Consider the following 16,899-nt stretch of genomic DNA (forward strand, 5'->3'; position numbering starts at 1 on the left):
AACAGCCGCCGCTTTTCGCTTACAGCCAGCCCGATTTCTTCAGCTTCTGATACAGGAAAATGCAGCCAACGGCGGTCACTCCCAGCGTGGCGTGGTAGGCCCACGGGAATTTCAGCTCCGGCATGTCGGCGAAGTTCATGCCGTACAGGCTGAAGACCACCGTCGGGATGGCCAAAATCGCCCCCCAGCCCGCCAGCCGTTTCACCACTTCGTTTTGTTTGACCGTCACCAGCGCCAGGTTGACGTGCATGGCATTGGTCAGCATTTCACGCATGTCGTCAATGTTGCTGACCACCTGATGCGCGTGATCCTGCACGTCGCGCACGTAGGCGCGCAGCTCTTTCGGGATCACCTCTTCGTGCAGGCGGATCAGTTGGTTGCAGATTTCATCCATCGGTAGCGCGGCGTTGCGCAGTGCCAGCAGATGGCGGCGCAGGGTATAGACGTTCTCGATCGCCGCCTGATCGAACTCCGACTGGAACATGTTGGCTTCGATATTCTCGATGGTGCTCTCGAAGCGCGTCACCACGCTGCGGTAGTTGTCCACCACGAAGTCCAGCACCGAATAGAGGGCGAAGCCCGGCCCGCGGCACATCTGCTTGTGGTTCTCTTCCGCCTTGGCGCGGATCGGCGCGTAGCTGGGCGAGGCGCCGTGGCGCACCGTCACCAGAAAGTTTTTGCCGACGAAGAAGTGGGTTTCACCGTATTCGATTTCGTCGTGCTCGCCCCACTGCGCGGTTTTGACCACGATGAACAGCGAGTCGCCGTAGGTTTCCAGCTTCGGCCGCTGATGCGCGCACAGCGCGTCTTCGATCGCCAGATCGTGCAGGCCGAACTCCTCCTGCACCTTGCGCATAAACGCCGGTTCCGGCTGCCTGAGCCCCAGCCAGACGAAGGTGTCCGGCTGTTTGACCACCTCGCTGATATCGTCGATGGTCACTTCGCCCAGCCGTTGGCCGGCTTTGTATGCCACACAGTTCACCACCATGCTTTTGCTGTCCATCCGTCCATCCATTAATCAGTCAGGGTTTTGGTGAGAAAATAACACTCATGTTCCACCGGATAATCTTTCAGCGTCATTTGCAGCTGATAGCCGAGCTTTTCGTAGAACGGCCGCGCCTGGAAGCTGAAGGTATCCAGGCGAGCGTAGCGACAGCCGCGCGCCTGCGCCTCGCGTTCGGCGGCGCGCATCAGCCTGCCGCCGAGGCCGCTGCCGCGTTGGGAGTCCGCCACCCACAGCCACTCGACGCTCAGCCAGTTGCCCCAGGTTTCGGCGGTCAGCCCGCCGATCACCGTGCCGGCCTCGTCGCGCGCATAGACGCTGAGCGGCTTGCGGTGACGGGCGTCGATATGCGGCAGGTTGAAAGCGCGCAGGCCTTGCCTGATCGCATCAAGGGTGTGTTCGTCAATCGCATCGGTAACGGTAATGTCCATGATTCCTCCTGGGTGATGGGTTAACTTAAGCACACTGCGGCCAAAAGGCAACCTGTTGAAATGTAATGCAAACGACCGCGCCAGCTGAGTGGGCTACACTAAACGGGTCATTTCACCCTCAGGAGGATGCTATGCCCCGATTGACTTTACTGGCCGCTTTGCTGCTGTGCAGCGGCCAGCTGCACGCCGCGCCGACGGTCAGCCAACTGCAGGACGGCCTGGAACACCCGTGGTCGCTGGCCTTCTTGCCGGCGGAACAAGGCCTGCTTATCACCGAACGGCCCGGCCGGCTGCGGCTATGGCAGCAGGGCAAAGGCCTGTCGCCACCGATCGTCGGCGTGCCGCAGGTTTACGCCGAGGGGCAGGGCGGCCTGCTGGAGGTGTTGCCGGCCCCTGACTTCGCCGCCAGCCGTCGGGTGTACCTCAGCTTCGCCGAACCGGGTGACGGCGGCAAAGCCGGCACGGCGGTCGGCTACGGCCGTTTGAGCGACGACGGCGCGCGGCTGGAAAACTTCAAGGTGATCTTCCGTCAACTGCCCAAGCTGTCGGTCGGCAATCATTTCGGCGGCAAGCTGGCGTTCGACAGGCAGGGCTACCTGTTTATCGCGCTGGGCGAAAACAACCAGCGTCCGACGGCGCAGGAGACCGACAAGCTGCAGGGCAAGCTGGTGCGGCTGACCGCCGAAGGCGCGGTGCCGCCGGACAATCCCTGGGTCGGTCAGGCCGGCAAACGGCCGGAGGTTTGGTCTTATGGCCATCGCAATCCGCAAGGGCTGGCGCTGAACCCGTGGAGCGGCGCGATCTGGGAACACGAGCACGGCCCGCGAGGCGGCGATGAGCTCAACCTCCCGCAGCCGGGTAAAAACTACGGCTGGCCGCTGGCCACCTACGGCATCAACTATTCCGGCCAGCCGATCCCGGAGGCCAAGGGGGAACGGGTACCCGGCACCGAACAGCCGCTGCACTATTGGCGGGTTTCGCCCGGCCTCAGCGGCATGGCGTTCTATGACGGGCAGCGCTTCCCCGCCTGGCGGCACTCGCTGTTCATCGGCGCGCTGGCGCAAAAGGAGCTGATTCGCCTGACGTTGGAGGGTGACAAAGTGGTGGCGGAAGAGCGGCTGCTGGGCGATCGCGGCGAGCGCATTCGCGAGGTGCGCAGCGGGCCGGATGGCTACCTGTATCTGCTGACGGACGAGCGGGACGGCAAGCTGCTGAAAGTCGGGGCGTCGTAACGCCCCGTATCGATCAGGTGAGTTCGCTCATCACGCCGCGCTGATAGGCCGGGCGAGCGCGCAGCTGCTGATACCAGCGCTCCATGTTCGGCCGCGGGCGGCGGGCGATCGGCATCTCGAACCAGGCGTAGGCGAAGCTGCCGAGCGGAATATCGCCGAAGCCGAACGCGTCGCCGGAGAGGTAAGGCTGATGCGCCAGTGCCTGTTCAATGACGTCGAAGTGTTTTTCCAGTGTGGCGATCGCCGCTTCGATTTTCGCCATGTCGCGCAGCTCTGGCGCGGTGCGGATCAGGCCCCAAAAGACGATGGTGAAGGCCGGGACGATGGTCGAGGTGGTCCAGTCCATCCACTTCTCGGCGGCGGCGCGCGCCTGCAGATCTTGCGGATAGAACGTCGCGTCGCCGAATTTCGCCGCCAGGTAGCGCACGATGGTGTTGGACTCCCACAGCACGAAGTCATCGTCCTGCAGCAGTGGCACCAGGCCGTTCGGGTTCAGCGCGCGGTAGCTCTCTTCGTTGACCTTGCCGAACGCGCCGCCGGCGTTGATGTGGGTGTAGCTCAGCCCCAGTTCGGCGGCGCACCACAGCACCTTCCTGACGTTATTCGAATTCTCACGGCCCCAAATGGTCAGCATTGCGCAACTCCGTTAGTGAATTAAAGACCCTCTATACCTACGCCACAACGCGCTTTTTGTCACACCGCAGGGCACTTTTTGCCTGCCGATCAACGCTCCCAGCGGCACACTTCCCAGCCGCGCTCCGCCGCCAGCGCGCTCAGTTCGCTATCGGGGTTGATCACCGTGGCGCTGTCGACGAATTGCAGCATCGCCTTATCGTTGAGGGAGTCGCTGTAGCCGTGGCTGTGCTCGAACTTCAGGTGCGGATGCTGCGCCAGCCAGTGCTGCAGGCGGATCACCTTGCCCTGTTGGTAGGTCATGGTGCCGTAGGTGTTGCCGGTGAAGCGGCCGTCGCTGATTTCCACGCCGATCGCCAGCGCATCGTCGGCGCCGAGTTGTTCGGCGATCGGCGCCACCAGGTGTTCGCCGGTGGCGGAGATCACCAGGATGCAGTCGCCGCGTTCGCGGTGCCACTGCAGGCGTTCACGGGCGGCGGGATAGACGCGCGGCAGGATATCGCGGCGAATGTAGCGTTGCACCCAGCCGGCCACGGTTTGCACACTCAGGCCGGCCAGCGGCGCCAGCGTGGCCTGCATGTAGTCCTCCATCGACAGCTTGCCCTGATAATAGAGCTGCATCAGCTGCTGCTCCTGCAACTCCAGCTCAGCCGGTGCGAAGCCCTGGCCGACCAACCAGCGGATCCACAGGCTGGCGCTGTCATCGTCAATCAGGGTTTCATCCAGGTCGAATAAGGCTAAATCCATCAGTATTTCTCCGGCAGGCAGGGTATGAGGTCGTTTACAGGATAGCGGATAGCGCCCATCGCCAGCCAGCGGCGTCGGCGAAATTGCGCAGAGCATAAGAAACATTGATGACGGTTTTGCGACAGTTTGTTGAACGTTTGCATAACTTAGAACGCAACAATATTGGCCGCTCCGGCGAGCGCGGTGATAACTATGAGGCAAACGCAGCGACCCGCTGGAGAGAGACAATGTTGATTATTCGCCTGTATGGCGGCCCGATCGTGATTGGGGAAGAAGAGGAACCGCATGATGACGCACCTGACGACGCTGAAGACGCTGCCGCTGCTGGATCTTTCGCAGCTTGACGGCGATGCGCGCCGGCGGCGCGCCTTTCTTGACGATTTGCGCGCGGCGGCCCGCGACGTCGGCTTTTTCTATCTGCGCGGGCACGGCGTGGACGGCGCGCTGAATGCGCGGCTGCAGCAGGCCGCGCGACAATTTTTCGCGCTGCCGGAAGCCGACAAATTGGCGGTACATATGGTGCATTCGCCGCACTTTCGCGGTTACAACCGGGCGGCGGCGGAGCTGACGCGCGGTCAGCCGGACTGGCGCGAGCAGTTCGATATCGGCGCCGAACGCCCGGCGCTGACGCTGTCTGATGACACCCCGCGTTGGGCGCGCCTGCAGGGGCCAAACCAGTGGCCGGCGGCACTGCCGACGCTGAAACCGCTGCTGCTGCAGTGGCAGCAGGCGATGACCACCATGTCGCTGCGGCTGCTGCGCGCTTTCGCTTTGGCGCTGTCGCTGCCGGAGCAGGCTTTCGATCGCTTGTACGGCGATAAGCCCAACGAGCACATCAAACTGATTCGCTACCCGGGGCGGGACGCCACCGGCAGCGCACAGGGCGTCGGCGCGCACAAGGACTCCGGTTTTCTCAGCTTCCTGCTGCAGGACGAGCAAAAAGGGCTGCAGGTGGAGGTGAGTGAAGGGCGCTGGCTCGACGCCCAGCCTCGTGAAGACACCTTTGTGGTGAACATCGGCGAGCTGCTGGAGCTGGCGACCAACGGCTATTTGCGCGCCACGGTGCACCGGGTGGAGACGCCGCCGGCGGGGCGTGACAGGCTGTCGATCGCCTTCTTCCTCGGCGCACGCTTGGACGCGGTGGTGCCGTTGTATCAACTGCCGCCGCCGCTGGCGGCGCAGGCGCGCGGCCCGGCCAGCGATCCGCTCAACCCGCTGCTGCGCGACGTGGGGTATAACTACCTGAAAGGCCGCATCCGTTCCCACCCCGATGTGGCTCAGCGCTTTTATCGGGACGTCATCGGCGTCTGAACATTAGGCACAAAAAAGCCCGGCGCGCCGGCCGGGCTGATGGCGATTGATTCGGGCGATTATTCCGCCAGCGCCTGCTGCAGATCGGCGATCAGATCTTCCACATCCTCAATCCCCACCGACAGGCGAACCAGCTGCGGCGTGATGCCGGTTGCCAGGCGCTGTTCCAGCGGAATGGAGGCGTGCGTCATGCTGAACGGCTGGCTGATCAGGCTTTCCACGCCGCCCAGGCTTTCCGCCAGGGTGAACAGGCGCGAGCGCTGGATGACCCGGCGCGCATAGGCGTCGTCGCCTTTCAGCCGCACCGAGATCATGCCGCCGAAGCGCGTCATCTGGCGCGCCGCCAGCGCGTGCTGCGGGTGGCTCGGCAGGCCGGGATAATAGACGTTTTCCACCTGCGGCTGGCTCTCCAGCCACTGGGCGATGCGCAGTGCGCTGTCGCTGTGGCGCTGCATGCGCAGGGCCAGGGTGCGGATGCCGCGCAGCGTCAGGAAGCTGCTGAACGGATCGAGAATGCCGCCGACCGCGTTTTGCAGGAAACCGAGCTGTTCCGCCAGCGCCGGGTTATCCCCCACCGCCGCGACGCCGGCCACCACGTCGGAGTGGCCATTGAGGTATTTGGTGGCGGAGTGCACCACCACGTCAAAGCCCAGATCCAGCGGACGCTGCAGATACGGCGAAGCGAAGGTGTTGTCCGCCACGCTGATAAGCCCATGCTTTTTGGCGATCGCGGCGATGGCGCTCAGATCCGCCAGCTTCAACAAGGGGTTGGTCGGGGTTTCCACCCAGATCATTTTGGTGTCCGGCTCGATCGCCTGTTCCAGTCCGGCGAGATCCGCCGGTGACACATAGGTGACGCGCAGGCCGGCGGTGCGGCTGCGCACCTTTTCCAGCAGGCGATAGGTGCCGCCGTACAGGTCGTCCACCGCGATCAGGTGGCTGTCTTTATCGAGCAGCTCCAGCACCGTGGAGCAGGCCGCCAGGCCGGAGGCGAAGGCGTAGCCGCGGCTGCCGCCTTCCAGTTCGGCGATGGCACTTTCCAGCGCGGTGCGCGTCGGGTTGGCGCTGCGGGAGTACTCGTAGCCGGTATGCTCGCCCGGCGCCGGTTGGGCGTAGGTGGAGGTGGCGTAAATCGCCGGCATCACGGCGCCGGTGGCGTCCGGGGTGTAACCGGCGTGAACGGTCAACGTATCAAACTTGGCCATAATGGGTCCTTATTAACGTAATTTTTGGCGCCAGGCGTTAAGCACGTCTGTGCGGGTAATCAGGCCGAGGAAGCGCTCGCCGTCGAGCACCACCGCGACGTGGCCATGGTTGAAGGTGGCCTGCAATTCTTCGTAGCCGGCTTCTTTTTGCAGCGTATGGACCCGCTTGGTCATTGCGCTGCCGGCCGGCAGGCTGAAGTGGGCGGCGTCGGCCTGGACGGCGTTCAGCAGATCCCACTCATCGATCAGGCCGACCACCCGATCGCCTTCCAGCACCGGCAACTGCGAGATGTCGTACAGCCGCATGCGGGCGTGCACGATCGCCAACGTGTCGTCCGGCGCGGCGGAGACGGCGGCGCCTTCGTCGTGGCGGTAGGCGATCAGATCGCGCAGATCGCCGTGCTGCGGCTTGCTCAGCAGGCCCTGTTCCAGCATCCAGTGGTCGTTATACATTTTAGACAGGTATTTGTTGCCGCTGTCGCAGACGAAGGTCACCACTCGTTTGGGTTCGGTCTGTGCGCGGCAGTAACGCAATGCGGCGGCCAGCAGGGTGCCGGTGGACGATCCCGCCAGCACGCCTTCCTTGCGCAGCAAATCGCGCGCGGTGGTGAAGGCTTCTGCGTCGCCGATTCGGTAAGCGTGGCGAACCTGGTCAAAGTCGCTGAGCGGCGGGACGAAGTCTTCGCCGATGCCTTCCACCAGCCAACTGCCCGCTTCGCCGATGCGGCCGTTGTCGAGATAGTCCGCCAGTATTGAACCCGCAGGGTCGGCCAGCACGAATTCCGTCTGCGGCGAAACGTCGGCGAAATAGCGGCTCAGCCCGCCCAGCGTGCCGCCGGAGCCGACGCCAACCACGATAGCGTCCACGTCATGCTCCATTTGCCGCCACAGTTCGGGGGCGGTGGTGGTGGTATGGGCCGCCGGGTTGGCCGGGTTGTTGAACTGATCGATATAAAAAGCGCCGGGGATCTCCCCGGCCAGGCGTTTGGCGTAATCCTGATAGTAAGCCGGATGCCCCTTGCCGACGTCCGAGCGGGTCAGCTGCACTTCCACGCCCAGCGCGCGCAGGTGGAAGATCTTCTCGCGGCTCATCTTGTCCGGCACCACCAGCAGCAGCTTATAGCCTTTCAGCGCCGCCACCAGCGCCAGCCCCAGGCCGGTATTGCCGGCGGTGGCTTCGATGATGGTGCCGCCCGGCTGCAGTTTGCCGTCGCGCTCGGCCTGTTCGATCATCGACAGCGCCACGCGGTCTTTGATCGAACCGCCGGGGTTTTGATTTTCCAGCTTGACGAACAGCCGGCACGGGCCGGTATCGAACTGGGTCAGTTCCAGCATCGGGGTATTGCCAATCATCTCGATGACGGAATGGGGGATCGCCATGACTCATCTCCAGGATTATTCGGTATAAAGGTCGTTATATGGATGATAGCGCTGAGGATAAGCGCTTTAAAAAGAACAAATAACGGTTCTATATGCCATTATGGAATATATTAATCTTTTTTGGACGTATGGAAGCGCAGATGTTTAGCGGTGCAGATGCTTGGCCGTGTAGCCGTGGGTGGGTGTAAAAGTGCGCACCGCGATGATTTTTTGAACGATAAGCGGGGGCCTGCGTACAGTTATGTAAAAATGCTGAAAATTCACGCTAAACCCTGCAAAAATAAGATAAATCACATAAACTCACAGCAAGGGCATTTTCGGTGCGCTTCGTTACTCGTTACGGGCGCCGCAGGGGGTTGCGGCTGGCACGCGCGCACCGGGCCACTCTCGCTGGTTGGCTTAAAACGTGAACATGTTTAAAAGTTAACGCTATTTCAATGGTTTGAATGGACACTCTGGCGACGTCATGATGAAAAAAAACTTATCCACTTCCCTGAAAAAACTGACCTTCAGCGTAGGCATCCTGTTGCTGGCCACACCGGCCGTGTACGCGGCTGAACCGCCGGCGCCGCCGCAGGTAGACGCCAAGGCCTTCATTCTGATGGATTACAACAGCGGCAAGGTGCTGACCGAAGGTAATGCCGATACTCGCCTCGATCCCGCCAGCCTGACCAAGATCATGTCCAGCTACGTGATCGGCCAGGCGATCAAGGCCGGCAAGATCAAGCCGGAAGACATGGTCACCGTCGGCAAAGACGCCTGGGCGCCCGGTAACCCGGCGCTGCGCGGCTCTTCGTTGATGTTTATCAAGCCGGGCGATCAGGTGCCGGTGATGGAACTGAATAAGGGCATCGTGATCCAGTCGGGTAACGACGCCAGCATCGCGTTGGCGGACTACGTGGCGGGCAGCCAGGATTCGTTCGTCGGCCTGATGAACAACTACGCCAAATCCCTGGGGCTGCAGAATACCCACTTCCTGACGGTGCACGGCCTGGATGCGGAAGGGCAGTACAGCACCGCGCGCGACATGGCGCTGCTGAGCCAGGCGCTGATCCGCGACGTGCCGGACGAATACGCGCTGCATAAAGAAAAAGAGTTCACCTTTAACAAGATCCGCCAGATTAACCGTAACCGCCTGCTGTGGAGCAGTAACCTGAACGTCGACGGTATCAAGACCGGTTACACCAGCGGCGCCGGTCATAACCTGGTGGCGTCCGCCACCGACGGCCCGATGCGCCTGATCTCGGTGGTGCTGGGCGCGCCGAGCGATCGCGTGCGCTTCAGCGAAAGCGAAAAGTTGCTGACCTGGGGCTTCCGCTTTTATGAAACCGCGACGCCGATCAAGGCCGATAAACCGTTCGTCACGCAGAAAGTGTGGTTCGGCGACGTCAGCGAAGTGCCGCTTGGCGTGGCGAAAGACGCCTCGGTCACCATTCCGAAAGGGCAGATGAAAAACCTGAAGGCCAGCTACAAGCTGACCCAGCCGACGCTGGAAGCGCCGCTGGCGAAAAATCAGGTGGTCGGCACCATCGATTTCCAGCTGGACGGCAAGACCATCGAGCAGCACCCGCTGGTGGTGATGCAAGAGGTGAAAGAGGGCAACTTCTTCAGCCGCATCTGGGATATGGTGATGATGAAGTTGAGCCAGTGGTTCGGCGGGATCTTCGGCTGAATACCCTGATGTGAGGAGCGCGCCCCGGGCGCACGATCCTCGACCAAGCCGCAACGGAGACGTTGCGGCTTTTTTTTCGCGAGTATCTGGGACGCGGTGATTAAAAGTAGTCCACCAGCATGGTGGCGCCGCTGGTGAAATCGCCTTCCGCCAGGGTGACGGCGCTGTTCTTCACCGGCACCGCATCAAGCGTCGGCGGATTGGCGTAGTCGATGTTCAGCGGCGTATTGATGGCGAAGGCCTTACCGTTGGCCAACAGCTTGATGCCCAATCCATTGACGCTGCTGGTTAACACACTGCCGTCGAAGGCCGCCGCGCCGCCCATGATCTTCATTTTCAGCTGGCGGCTGTTGTCCAGAAACTCGCATTTGATGCTGTAATCGATGCGTTGCATATAGCGATTGCCGTCGATGCGCTTGATGCCGACCTTGCCGAAGTCGATATCGATGGTGCGCCCGTCGTTGATCACGCAAGGCGGAGGCGCCACCACGGTGGCGGTGATGTTGACCTTGGTGCCCTGATCGGCGGCCTGAATGGCGGCGCTGATCAGACTCAGCGCCCACAGCAGAGCGCAGCGCGTTTTTCTCGTCATGTTCATTTTGGCTCCCGTCTCAAGGTGCGCTGAAGATCAGCGTGGCCGAACCCGACAGCGGGCCGGTGGCGATGCTGGTGTAAGGGACATTGTTCTTCACCGGCACAAAGGTCACGGTATCGTTGCCCAAGCCGTTGACGATGCGCGTTCTGAAGGCGTTGTTGGGCTTTACCACCGCGCCGTTGTACACCATCGCCACGCCGACGTTAGGGTTGCTGGTCTTGATAAAATCGCTGGAGAAGCCGCTGGCGTCGCTGACCATGCGGATCAGAATATCCTGCGTCGCGCTCTGGTCGTCGCATTGGTAGCTGAGCGCCTTGTCCTGTTTTATCTGGGCATCGCTGGCGCTTTGAGTCAGAAAGTCCTGACGGATCTGGCCGAAGTCGACGTTAATCTGCTGGCCGTTGTTGATGGTGCAACTGGTGGTGACGAAGTAAGCGTCATTGTCGGCGATCAGGCGCCAGCGATAAACGCCGCACTGCGGGCAACCCGGCTGATCGTTGGTCTGAATAAAGTTGATTTGGCCGATGACGTCGCCTTTGTTCACCTTGATGTCCGGCGTTGGGAAACGGTTCAACACGATATAGACCCGGATGGCGACCGACTGGGTCTGTAACCCGGTAAGGCTGAGTACGCTGATACCTGATGGCACCGGAGAGTTGTAATCGGTGCCGTTGATGGTGGTACCGCTGCCGATGGCGCCAAAAATCGCACTGTTCATCGACAGCGCCGGACTGTCGGTTTTGAGATAGTCATACCAGCTCGCGACGTCGTTTTTACAGGTGACCTGGCTGACGTTGACGATTTCGTTTTTGCCATAAGAAAGCTGTGGCCCGATGCGTACCCGGACGTCAACCGGCGTGGTCGAGCCCCCAGGGGGAATCAGTCCGCCATCGGACGTACGGCAGGTAAACGCATTGGCGTTGCCAATCAGCATGAAGAAAGATAATGCCAGGCAGCAACGTAAAAATAGCAGGGCTGTTTTTCTCACGATAATATCCCAATATATATAAATAGTGTGCGGCATTACTCCGCAATGAAATATTGCCAATCAGGCCAGTTGGCCATATTCATTTCGTTAAAGGGGAGTGGGGGGCAATTTTGTTGGGTATGCCGTCGTTATCACCGTTCAGCAACGCGGTGGGATACCACCTCAACGAGTTGTTGATAGAGCCGTCCGTCACAATCACTTTTTGTCGGGCGACAAGATCCAACAACAGCCGTCGAGCCCGGTAAACACCGACGTTGACGGCATTGGCCAGTTGCCGCGTCGATAGCCATTGCCGCGGTGGCGGCAACCCGGCGACGGGGCACTTACGGGGCGACTGTGCGAATAATGTTTGCAGCAGATCGTGCTGCAATTGCCGTATTTCCTTTTGTTTCGGGGATAACGCATCCATAGCACTTCCTCTGTATTCCGATTGCCGTATTCCTAAGAAAAAACAAACTTTCGCTGCCTACCAACAACGAGGTAAAACGCGAACAAAGAAAATTCCTATCTATTTATCAGGATTGAAAAAAAAGGCGTTGCCCGCCCCGTTTTTGCCTATGCCAAGGCAGGGGTGGCGTCACGCTGAAACCTAAAATTTTGGTTTATTATATTCACAAAGCGCCACTTTGCGATCTGATTACTTGGGAATCACAGAAAAACAGGATATTGCTCTATAAAAGCATCTTTTACGATCTATGAGCCTAAAAATAACAGTAAATTAACTTCAATTAGGAAATAAATTGCGAATGTTCGCCTTGATCAAAAAAAGCCTTTTTTTGCTGAGAGGCATTTGCCAGAATATTCATCGCCGAACAAGAAGGACGGATTAGAAAGTATTGGCCTCTGCTTGTTGTGATTTCGTTTATTTTTACATGATGAATTCATTAATGGGTGGGCCGCTGCGGACTTGCCGTTATCGACATGTTTATTGTCGGTGTCTTTGGGTTTTGGCAGTTAACCAACCAGCAAGATGCTAAAGGATCAGGGCTGCGCATATATAAGCGCGAGCAGGTTTCCTGTCGCTCTTTTTCTTGATTGGAATATGCATTTTTTCTTATAAGGAATATAGGTTCTATGAAACTTAACAAAATCATGATGGCTGCAGTGATTGCATTTGGCGCAAGTTCTTTTGCACAGGCAGCCGATCAGGGACACGGTAAGGTCACCTTCACGGGCTCTATTATTGATGCGCCATGCTCTATTGCGCCCGAGTCGATCGATCAGACCGTCGATCTGGGCCAGGTTTCCAACGTGGCGTTGAAAAACGGCGGCAAATCCAACCCGCGTCCGTTTGAAATCAAACTGGAGCAGTGTGATATCACCACGCTGAAAACCGTTAAAACCACCTTCAGCGGCGTAGCATCGTCCACCGACAAGGATCTGTTGGGTATCGCGGGCACTGCCAGCGGCGCCGGCGTAGCCATCTCTTACAATGGCCAGCCGATCAAACTGGGTGAAGCGACTACCGCGCAGACCCTGAACACCGGTAACAACACCCTGCATTTCGCCGCCTACCTGCAGGGCGAAGGCGCTTCCGCCGCCATCGTTCCGGGCGATTTCACTGCCGTAGCCGATTTCACCCTGGCTTATCAGTAAGTGAGCCCGAAGGCTTAATCAACCAGGCATGGGGTTCGCCGCATGCCTGGTGAATCTCCCTGTCAAAGGAATGTCGCGATGTTTTTACCAAGGAATCGAGCGGGTGCCGTTCTTTTGGCGTCGTTGGCGTTTGCGCCTGGCTATGCAATTTCCGCCGCGCAGGGGTGGGGCAAAGTCAACATGCACGGCGCCATTATCGACACTGCCTGCGCCATTGCTGCCGGCAGCCGCGATCAGACGATCGATATGGACACTATTCCTCTCGGGCAGATCATTCGTGACGGCCAGGGGATGACCAAACCTTTCAGTATCGAATTGGTCAATTGCATTTTGGAACGGCCGGAAAACAAGCCTGACTGGAAATTCTTTCAGGTCACGTTTGATGGTTATGCGGAAGGCGCTCTGTTTGGCGTACAGGGCGATGCGCGCGGCGTTGCATTGGAGATAAAAGACAGCAGCGGCACGACGGTTATTCCAGGGAAACCTTTGCCGATGGAGGGAATAATACCGGGGAACCGAGTGCTGAATTATTCCATGACGTTGATGCCGAATCACCAGCCGTTGAAGGTGGGAGCGTATTTTTCCACAGTGCGTTTTAAGCTGGATTATTTTTGATTTTTTCTCGTACTGACGGTTAATTCGTTATTGAAAGGACTTTATTATGCTTTCACCGGCAGGGAAGTTATTTCGTCTTCAAGCCTTGGGGCTTTGCGTTGCCCTTTCTCTGGGAAATCCAATCGCGTTGGTCTATGCCGCCGACGTTATTCAATTCAATACCGACGTATTGGACATCAACGATCGCAAAAATATCGATCTGAGCCAATTCACGCGCAGCGGCTACATCATGCCGGGCGTTTATACCATGGTGGTGCACGTCAATAAGAACGATCTGCCGGAACAACCGGTGACGTTTATGGCGCCCGAGAACGATCCTAAAGGCAGCGAAGCCTGTCTTTCGCCGGAATTGGTCAACCAACTGGGGCTGAAAGAAAAACTGTTAAGCACGCTGAACTGGACGCACGGCGGCCGTTGCCTTGACGCCTCCAGTCTGGCGGGGATGGAAGCCCGCGGCGATCTTGCCAGCTCTTCACTGTATCTGAACATTCCTCAGGCCTATCTGGAATACAGCTCGGAAAACTGGGACCCGCCATCGCGCTGGGATGACGGTATTCCTGGGCTGCTGTTTGACTATAACGTCAACGCCCAAACGCAAAAACATCAGAAAGGCGGCAGCACTTACAGCCTGAGCGGCAACGGCACCGGCGGCGCCAACCTGGGCGCCTGGCGTCTGCGCGCCGACTGGCAGGCCAACCTCAACCATCAGACCGGCTCTTCTCAGCCGACCGACAAACAGTTCGACTGGAGCCGCTATTACGCCTACCGGGCGATCCCGGCGCTGCGTTCGCGGCTGACGATGGGTGAGGATTACCTGAACTCCGACATTTTCGACAGCCTGCGCTTTACCGGCGTCAGTCTGCGATCCGACGACAGCATGTTGCCGCCCAACCTGCGCGGCTATGCGCCGGAAGTGACCGGCGTGGCGAAAACCAACGCCAAGGTGGTGGTCAGCCAGCAGGGGCGCGTGCTGTATGAAACGCAGGTGGCGGCGGGGCCGTTCCGCATTCAGGACATCAACGATGCGGTTTCCGGCGAGCTGGACGTGCGCGTCGAAGAGCAAGACGGCAGCGTGCAGGAGTTCAAGATGAACACCGCCAACATCCCTTATCTGACGCGGCCGGGTACGGTGCGTTACAAGCTGGCGACGGGCAAGCCATCGGAGTGGGGGCACCATCTGCGCGGGCCGATGTTCGGCACCGGTGAGTTTTCCTGGGGGATCAGCAACGGCTGGTCGCTGTACGGCGGGGGCATCGCCGGCGGCGATTACAACGCGCTGTCGCTGGGGATCGGGCGCGATCTGATGGCGCTGGGGGCGCTGTCGTTCGATGCCACGCAGTCGCGTGCGCGTTTGCCGCAGGATGGCACGCTGACCGGTGGTTCGTACCGGCTGAGCTATTCGAAGAACTTCGATGAATACGACAGCCAGGTCACCTTCGCCGGTTACCGCTTCTCCCAGGAAGATTTCATGAGCATGGGCGACTACCTGGATGCGCGTTACGAAGGGGGACGCAGCGGCAAGAGCAAGGAGATGTACACCATCACCTTCAACAAGCAGTTCCGCGATCTGGGGCTGAGCACCTATCTCAACTACAGCCACCAAACCTACTGGGATCGGGCGCCGAACGATCGTTACAACCTGATGGTATCGCGCTACTTCGACATTGGCGATTTCAAGAACGTCAGCGTGTCGCTGTCGGCCTATCGCAACCGATACAACGAGCGCAACGACGACGGGATGTATCTGTCGCTGTCGCTGCCCTGGGGCAGTGCAGGCACGCTCAGTTACAACATGACGCTCGATCGCGAAGAGAACGCTCATCGGGTCGGGTATTACAACCGGGTCGATGAACACAACAACTATCAGATCAGCGCAGGCGCCGCACGCAGCGGAGCGACGGCCAGCGGTTATTACAGCCATCAGGGCGACATGGCGCAGATCAACGCCAACGCCAGCTACCAGGCCGGCCGCTACAGCGCCGTTGGCATCGGCGCGCAGGGCGGCCTGACGATGGCGGCGGAAGGGGCGGTGCTGCACCGCGTCAATACGCCGGGCGGTACGCGCTTGCTGCTCGATACCGAAGGCGTCGCCGGTGTACCGGTGCGTGGCTACGGCAGTACGGTGCTGACCAACCGTTACGGCAAGGCAGTGGTGGCGGATGTAAATAGCTACTACCGCAACAAGGCCAGCATCGATCTCAACAGCCTGAGCGACAACGTCGAGGCGACGCGTTCCGTGGTGCAGGCCACGTTGACCGAGGGGGCCATCGGCTACCGCAAGTTTGAGGTGATCGCCGGCGAGAAGGCGATGGCGATCGTCAAGCTGGCGGACGGCAGCGAGCCGCCGTTCGGCGCCACGGTGCTGAATGCCCGCAAACAGGAGACCGGCATCATCAATGATGGCGGCAGCGTTTATCTGTCCGGCCTCAACCCCGGCGAGCGCATGAGCGTGCACTGGAATGGCGCGGCACAGTGTGAAATTCAGCTGCCGGCGCCTCTGCCGGCCGAAATGTTGATGAACACGTTGCTGCTGCCTTGCCGTCCTCTTGCCGGCAGCAAGCCGGCGGCTGACGCCAACTGACATACACCCGGCGGAGCCCGCTCCGCCGCTAAACCGCCGGGGCGGGCTCGTCCGCTTCCGGCCGACTGGAACCGTGAAGACATGATGAATCTGACTATGACCAGAAAGACCGTTTTCCTTGTGGGCCCGCTCGCCGCCGCGTTGACGATCGGCGCGGTCAGCCTGCCCGCTCATGCGGCTATCGCGCTGGATCGCACGCGCGTGATTTTCGACGGCGACCTGAAAACGGTCAGTCTTAACATCAGTAACCAGAACAAACAGTTGCCGTATCTGGCACAGGGATGGATCGAAGACGATCGCGGCAACAAGATCCAAAGCCCTTTCACCGTGCTGCCGCCGGTGCAGCGGGTGGAACCGGGCAAACCGAGCCAGGTGAAGATCCAGTCGCTGCCGGCGGCGCGTCAGCTGCCGCAGGATCGGGAGACGCTGTATTACTTCAACCTCCGCGAGATCCCGCCGCGCAGCAATAAGCCGAACACGCTGCAGATAGCGCTGCAGACGCGCATCAAAATGTTTTATCGCCCGGCGGCGCTCGCCCCGAAGAAGAACGCGGCGCCGTGGCAGGAGCAGCTGACGCTGACCCGGCAGGGCGACAAGTACGTGGTGAACAACCCGACCCCGTATTACGTGACGATCGTTGAGGCGAGTGCCGGTAAGGGCGGGAAAGGGGCGGCGGGCTTCGAACCGTTGATGGTGGCGCCGAAGGCCAGCGCCCCGCTGAACGTCTCCGCCGCGAGCCTCGGCAACGGTCCGTCGCTGGCATACATCAACGATTACGGTGGGCGGCCGCAGTTGAACTTCCGCTGCGCCGGCAATGCCTGCCAGGTCGTGCCGGTCGCCAAATGACGAGCCGCGCGCAGGCAGGGAAGACAGAGTGAACACAGCGGAGTGAACGAATCATGCAACGAAA

The 16,899-nt window shown here is 59.9% G+C and carries 17 protein-coding genes; 8 read left to right on the forward strand and 9 right to left on the reverse strand.

Annotated features, from left to right (window positions below; genetic code table 11):
- Window positions 1–19: 19 nt before the first annotated feature.
- Complete coding sequence (locus C9411_RS18915) at window positions 20–1,003, reverse strand: magnesium and cobalt transport protein CorA (protein ID WP_025302200.1); 984 nt, start codon at window positions 1,001–1,003, stop codon at window positions 20–22.
- Window positions 1,004–1,014: 11 nt separating this feature from the next.
- Window positions 1,015–1,434 carry a GNAT family N-acetyltransferase gene (locus C9411_RS18920; RefSeq protein ID WP_063989357.1) on the reverse strand — a complete coding sequence of 140 codons (420 nt, stop codon included), beginning with the start codon at window positions 1,432–1,434 and terminating at the stop codon, window positions 1,015–1,017.
- Window positions 1,435–1,565: 131 nt separating this feature from the next.
- On the opposite strand from C9411_RS18920, the gene C9411_RS18925 reads away from it, so the two are divergent.
- Window positions 1,566–2,666, forward strand: a complete 1,101-nt coding sequence (locus tag C9411_RS18925; RefSeq protein ID WP_107227676.1) for a PQQ-dependent sugar dehydrogenase — start codon at window positions 1,566–1,568, stop codon at window positions 2,664–2,666.
- Window positions 2,667–2,679: 13 nt separating this feature from the next.
- On the opposite strand, the gene C9411_RS18930 is transcribed toward C9411_RS18925, so the two are convergent.
- Together C9411_RS18930 and C9411_RS18935 are read right to left on the reverse strand one after the other, a co-directional pair.
- Window positions 2,680–3,300: a glutathione S-transferase family protein gene (locus tag C9411_RS18930; protein WP_060426578.1), complete on the reverse strand. Its 621-nt coding sequence runs from the start codon at window positions 3,298–3,300 to the stop codon at window positions 2,680–2,682.
- Between the two features lie 89 nt (window positions 3,301–3,389).
- Window positions 3,390–4,046 (reverse strand): HAD family phosphatase, encoded by a 657-nt coding sequence (locus C9411_RS18935; protein WP_033642497.1) that lies wholly within the window; start codon window positions 4,044–4,046, stop codon window positions 3,390–3,392.
- A gap of 107 nt (window positions 4,047–4,153) precedes the next feature.
- Here C9411_RS18935 and C9411_RS18940 point away from each other — a divergent pair, with 107 nt between their 5' ends.
- Window positions 4,154–4,390 (forward strand): hypothetical protein, encoded by a 237-nt coding sequence (locus C9411_RS18940; RefSeq protein ID WP_107227677.1) that lies wholly within the window; start codon window positions 4,154–4,156, stop codon window positions 4,388–4,390.
- The gene (locus tag C9411_RS18945) at window positions 4,335–5,357 is read left to right on the forward strand and encodes an isopenicillin N synthase family oxygenase (RefSeq protein WP_107227678.1); all 1,023 of its coding nucleotides are present in this window, start codon (window positions 4,335–4,337) and stop codon (window positions 5,355–5,357) included. Before C9411_RS18940 ends, C9411_RS18945 begins: the two co-directional genes overlap by 56 nt.
- Window positions 5,358–5,416: 59 nt before the next feature.
- Here the strand turns inward: C9411_RS18945 and C9411_RS18950 are convergent, their stop codons facing one another.
- Both C9411_RS18950 and C9411_RS18955 read right to left on the reverse strand, forming a co-directional pair.
- On the reverse strand, window positions 5,417–6,562 hold the full coding sequence (locus tag C9411_RS18950) for a PLP-dependent aspartate aminotransferase family protein (RefSeq protein WP_063989359.1): 1,146 nt from the start codon (window positions 6,560–6,562) through the stop codon (window positions 5,417–5,419).
- A gap of 12 nt (window positions 6,563–6,574) precedes the next feature.
- Entirely contained in the window at window positions 6,575–7,942 is a 1,368-nt protein-coding gene (locus C9411_RS18955; protein WP_107227679.1) for a cystathionine beta-synthase, read from the reverse strand.
- A gap of 466 nt (window positions 7,943–8,408) precedes the next feature.
- Here C9411_RS18955 and C9411_RS18960 point away from each other — a divergent pair, with 466 nt between their 5' ends.
- Window positions 8,409–9,614, forward strand: coding sequence for a serine hydrolase (locus C9411_RS18960; protein ID WP_107227680.1), 1,206 nt, complete (start codon window positions 8,409–8,411; stop codon window positions 9,612–9,614).
- Window positions 9,615–9,714: 100 nt separating this feature from the next.
- Here C9411_RS18960 and C9411_RS18965 read toward each other — a convergent pair whose 3' ends face one another.
- From C9411_RS18965 to C9411_RS18975, 3 genes are all read right to left on the reverse strand, one after another.
- Window positions 9,715–10,206 (reverse strand): fimbrial protein, encoded by a 492-nt coding sequence (locus C9411_RS18965; protein WP_233221929.1) that lies wholly within the window; start codon window positions 10,204–10,206, stop codon window positions 9,715–9,717.
- Window positions 10,207–10,225: 19 nt separating this feature from the next.
- Window positions 10,226–11,143, reverse strand: a complete 918-nt coding sequence (locus C9411_RS18970; RefSeq protein ID WP_074181182.1) for a fimbrial protein — start codon at window positions 11,141–11,143, stop codon at window positions 10,226–10,228.
- A 133-nt stretch (window positions 11,144–11,276) separates the two neighbouring features.
- Window positions 11,277–11,606, reverse strand: coding sequence for a hypothetical protein (locus C9411_RS18975; protein ID WP_107227682.1), 330 nt, complete (start codon window positions 11,604–11,606; stop codon window positions 11,277–11,279).
- A gap of 665 nt (window positions 11,607–12,271) precedes the next feature.
- Between C9411_RS18975 and C9411_RS18980 the strand changes: the two genes are divergently transcribed.
- From C9411_RS18980 to C9411_RS18995, 4 genes are all read left to right on the forward strand, one after another.
- Complete coding sequence (locus C9411_RS18980) at window positions 12,272–12,793, forward strand: fimbrial protein (protein WP_025302212.1); 522 nt, start codon at window positions 12,272–12,274, stop codon at window positions 12,791–12,793.
- A gap of 78 nt (window positions 12,794–12,871) precedes the next feature.
- Complete coding sequence (locus C9411_RS18985) at window positions 12,872–13,408, forward strand: fimbrial protein (protein WP_063989364.1); 537 nt, start codon at window positions 12,872–12,874, stop codon at window positions 13,406–13,408.
- Between the two features lie 46 nt (window positions 13,409–13,454).
- Window positions 13,455–15,989, forward strand: coding sequence for an outer membrane usher protein (locus tag C9411_RS18990; RefSeq protein ID WP_107227683.1), 2,535 nt, complete (start codon window positions 13,455–13,457; stop codon window positions 15,987–15,989).
- Window positions 15,990–16,070: 81 nt separating this feature from the next.
- The gene (locus C9411_RS18995; protein WP_048321394.1) at window positions 16,071–16,835 is read left to right on the forward strand and encodes a fimbria/pilus periplasmic chaperone; all 765 of its coding nucleotides are present in this window, start codon (window positions 16,071–16,073) and stop codon (window positions 16,833–16,835) included.
- Window positions 16,836–16,899: the final 64 nt, after the last annotated feature.

It is taken from the genome of Serratia sp. Nf2, from assembly GCF_003028435.1.
GTDB classification, from domain to species: Bacteria; Pseudomonadota; Gammaproteobacteria; order Enterobacterales; family Enterobacteriaceae; genus Serratia; species Serratia marcescens_L.

What these genes read in the sequence shown, in the direction of transcription:
- C9411_RS18925 (WP_107227676.1), top strand. Translation starts at nt 1,566, where the DNA reads ATGCCCCGATTGACTTTACTGGCCGCTTTGCTGCTGTGCAGCGGCCAG.
- C9411_RS18920 (WP_063989357.1), bottom strand. Translation starts at nt 1,434, where the DNA reads ATGGACATTACCGTTACCGATGCGATTGACGAACACACCCTTGATGCG.
- C9411_RS18915 (WP_025302200.1), bottom strand. Translation starts at nt 1,003, where the DNA reads ATGGACAGCAAAAGCATGGTGGTGAACTGTGTGGCATACAAAGCCGGC.
- C9411_RS18980 (WP_025302212.1), top strand. Translation starts at nt 12,272, where the DNA reads ATGAAACTTAACAAAATCATGATGGCTGCAGTGATTGCATTTGGCGCA.
- C9411_RS18985 (WP_063989364.1), top strand. Translation starts at nt 12,872, where the DNA reads ATGTTTTTACCAAGGAATCGAGCGGGTGCCGTTCTTTTGGCGTCGTTG.
- C9411_RS18965 (WP_233221929.1), bottom strand. Translation starts at nt 10,206, where the DNA reads ATGACGAGAAAAACGCGCTGCGCTCTGCTGTGGGCGCTGAGTCTGATC.
- C9411_RS18930 (WP_060426578.1), bottom strand. Translation starts at nt 3,300, where the DNA reads ATGCTGACCATTTGGGGCCGTGAGAATTCGAATAACGTCAGGAAGGTG.
- C9411_RS18995 (WP_048321394.1), top strand. Translation starts at nt 16,071, where the DNA reads ATGATGAATCTGACTATGACCAGAAAGACCGTTTTCCTTGTGGGCCCG.
- C9411_RS18960 (WP_107227680.1), top strand. Translation starts at nt 8,409, where the DNA reads ATGATGAAAAAAAACTTATCCACTTCCCTGAAAAAACTGACCTTCAGC.
- C9411_RS18945 (WP_107227678.1), top strand. Translation starts at nt 4,335, where the DNA reads ATGACGCACCTGACGACGCTGAAGACGCTGCCGCTGCTGGATCTTTCG.
- C9411_RS18975 (WP_107227682.1), bottom strand. Translation starts at nt 11,606, where the DNA reads ATGGATGCGTTATCCCCGAAACAAAAGGAAATACGGCAATTGCAGCAC.
- C9411_RS18940 (WP_107227677.1), top strand. Translation starts at nt 4,154, where the DNA reads ATGACGGTTTTGCGACAGTTTGTTGAACGTTTGCATAACTTAGAACGC.
- C9411_RS18935 (WP_033642497.1), bottom strand. Translation starts at nt 4,046, where the DNA reads ATGGATTTAGCCTTATTCGACCTGGATGAAACCCTGATTGACGATGAC.
- C9411_RS18950 (WP_063989359.1), bottom strand. Translation starts at nt 6,562, where the DNA reads ATGGCCAAGTTTGATACGTTGACCGTTCACGCCGGTTACACCCCGGAC.
- C9411_RS18990 (WP_107227683.1), top strand. Translation starts at nt 13,455, where the DNA reads ATGCTTTCACCGGCAGGGAAGTTATTTCGTCTTCAAGCCTTGGGGCTT.
- C9411_RS18970 (WP_074181182.1), bottom strand. Translation starts at nt 11,143, where the DNA reads ATGCTGATTGGCAACGCCAATGCGTTTACCTGCCGTACGTCCGATGGC.
- C9411_RS18955 (WP_107227679.1), bottom strand. Translation starts at nt 7,942, where the DNA reads ATGGCGATCCCCCATTCCGTCATCGAGATGATTGGCAATACCCCGATG.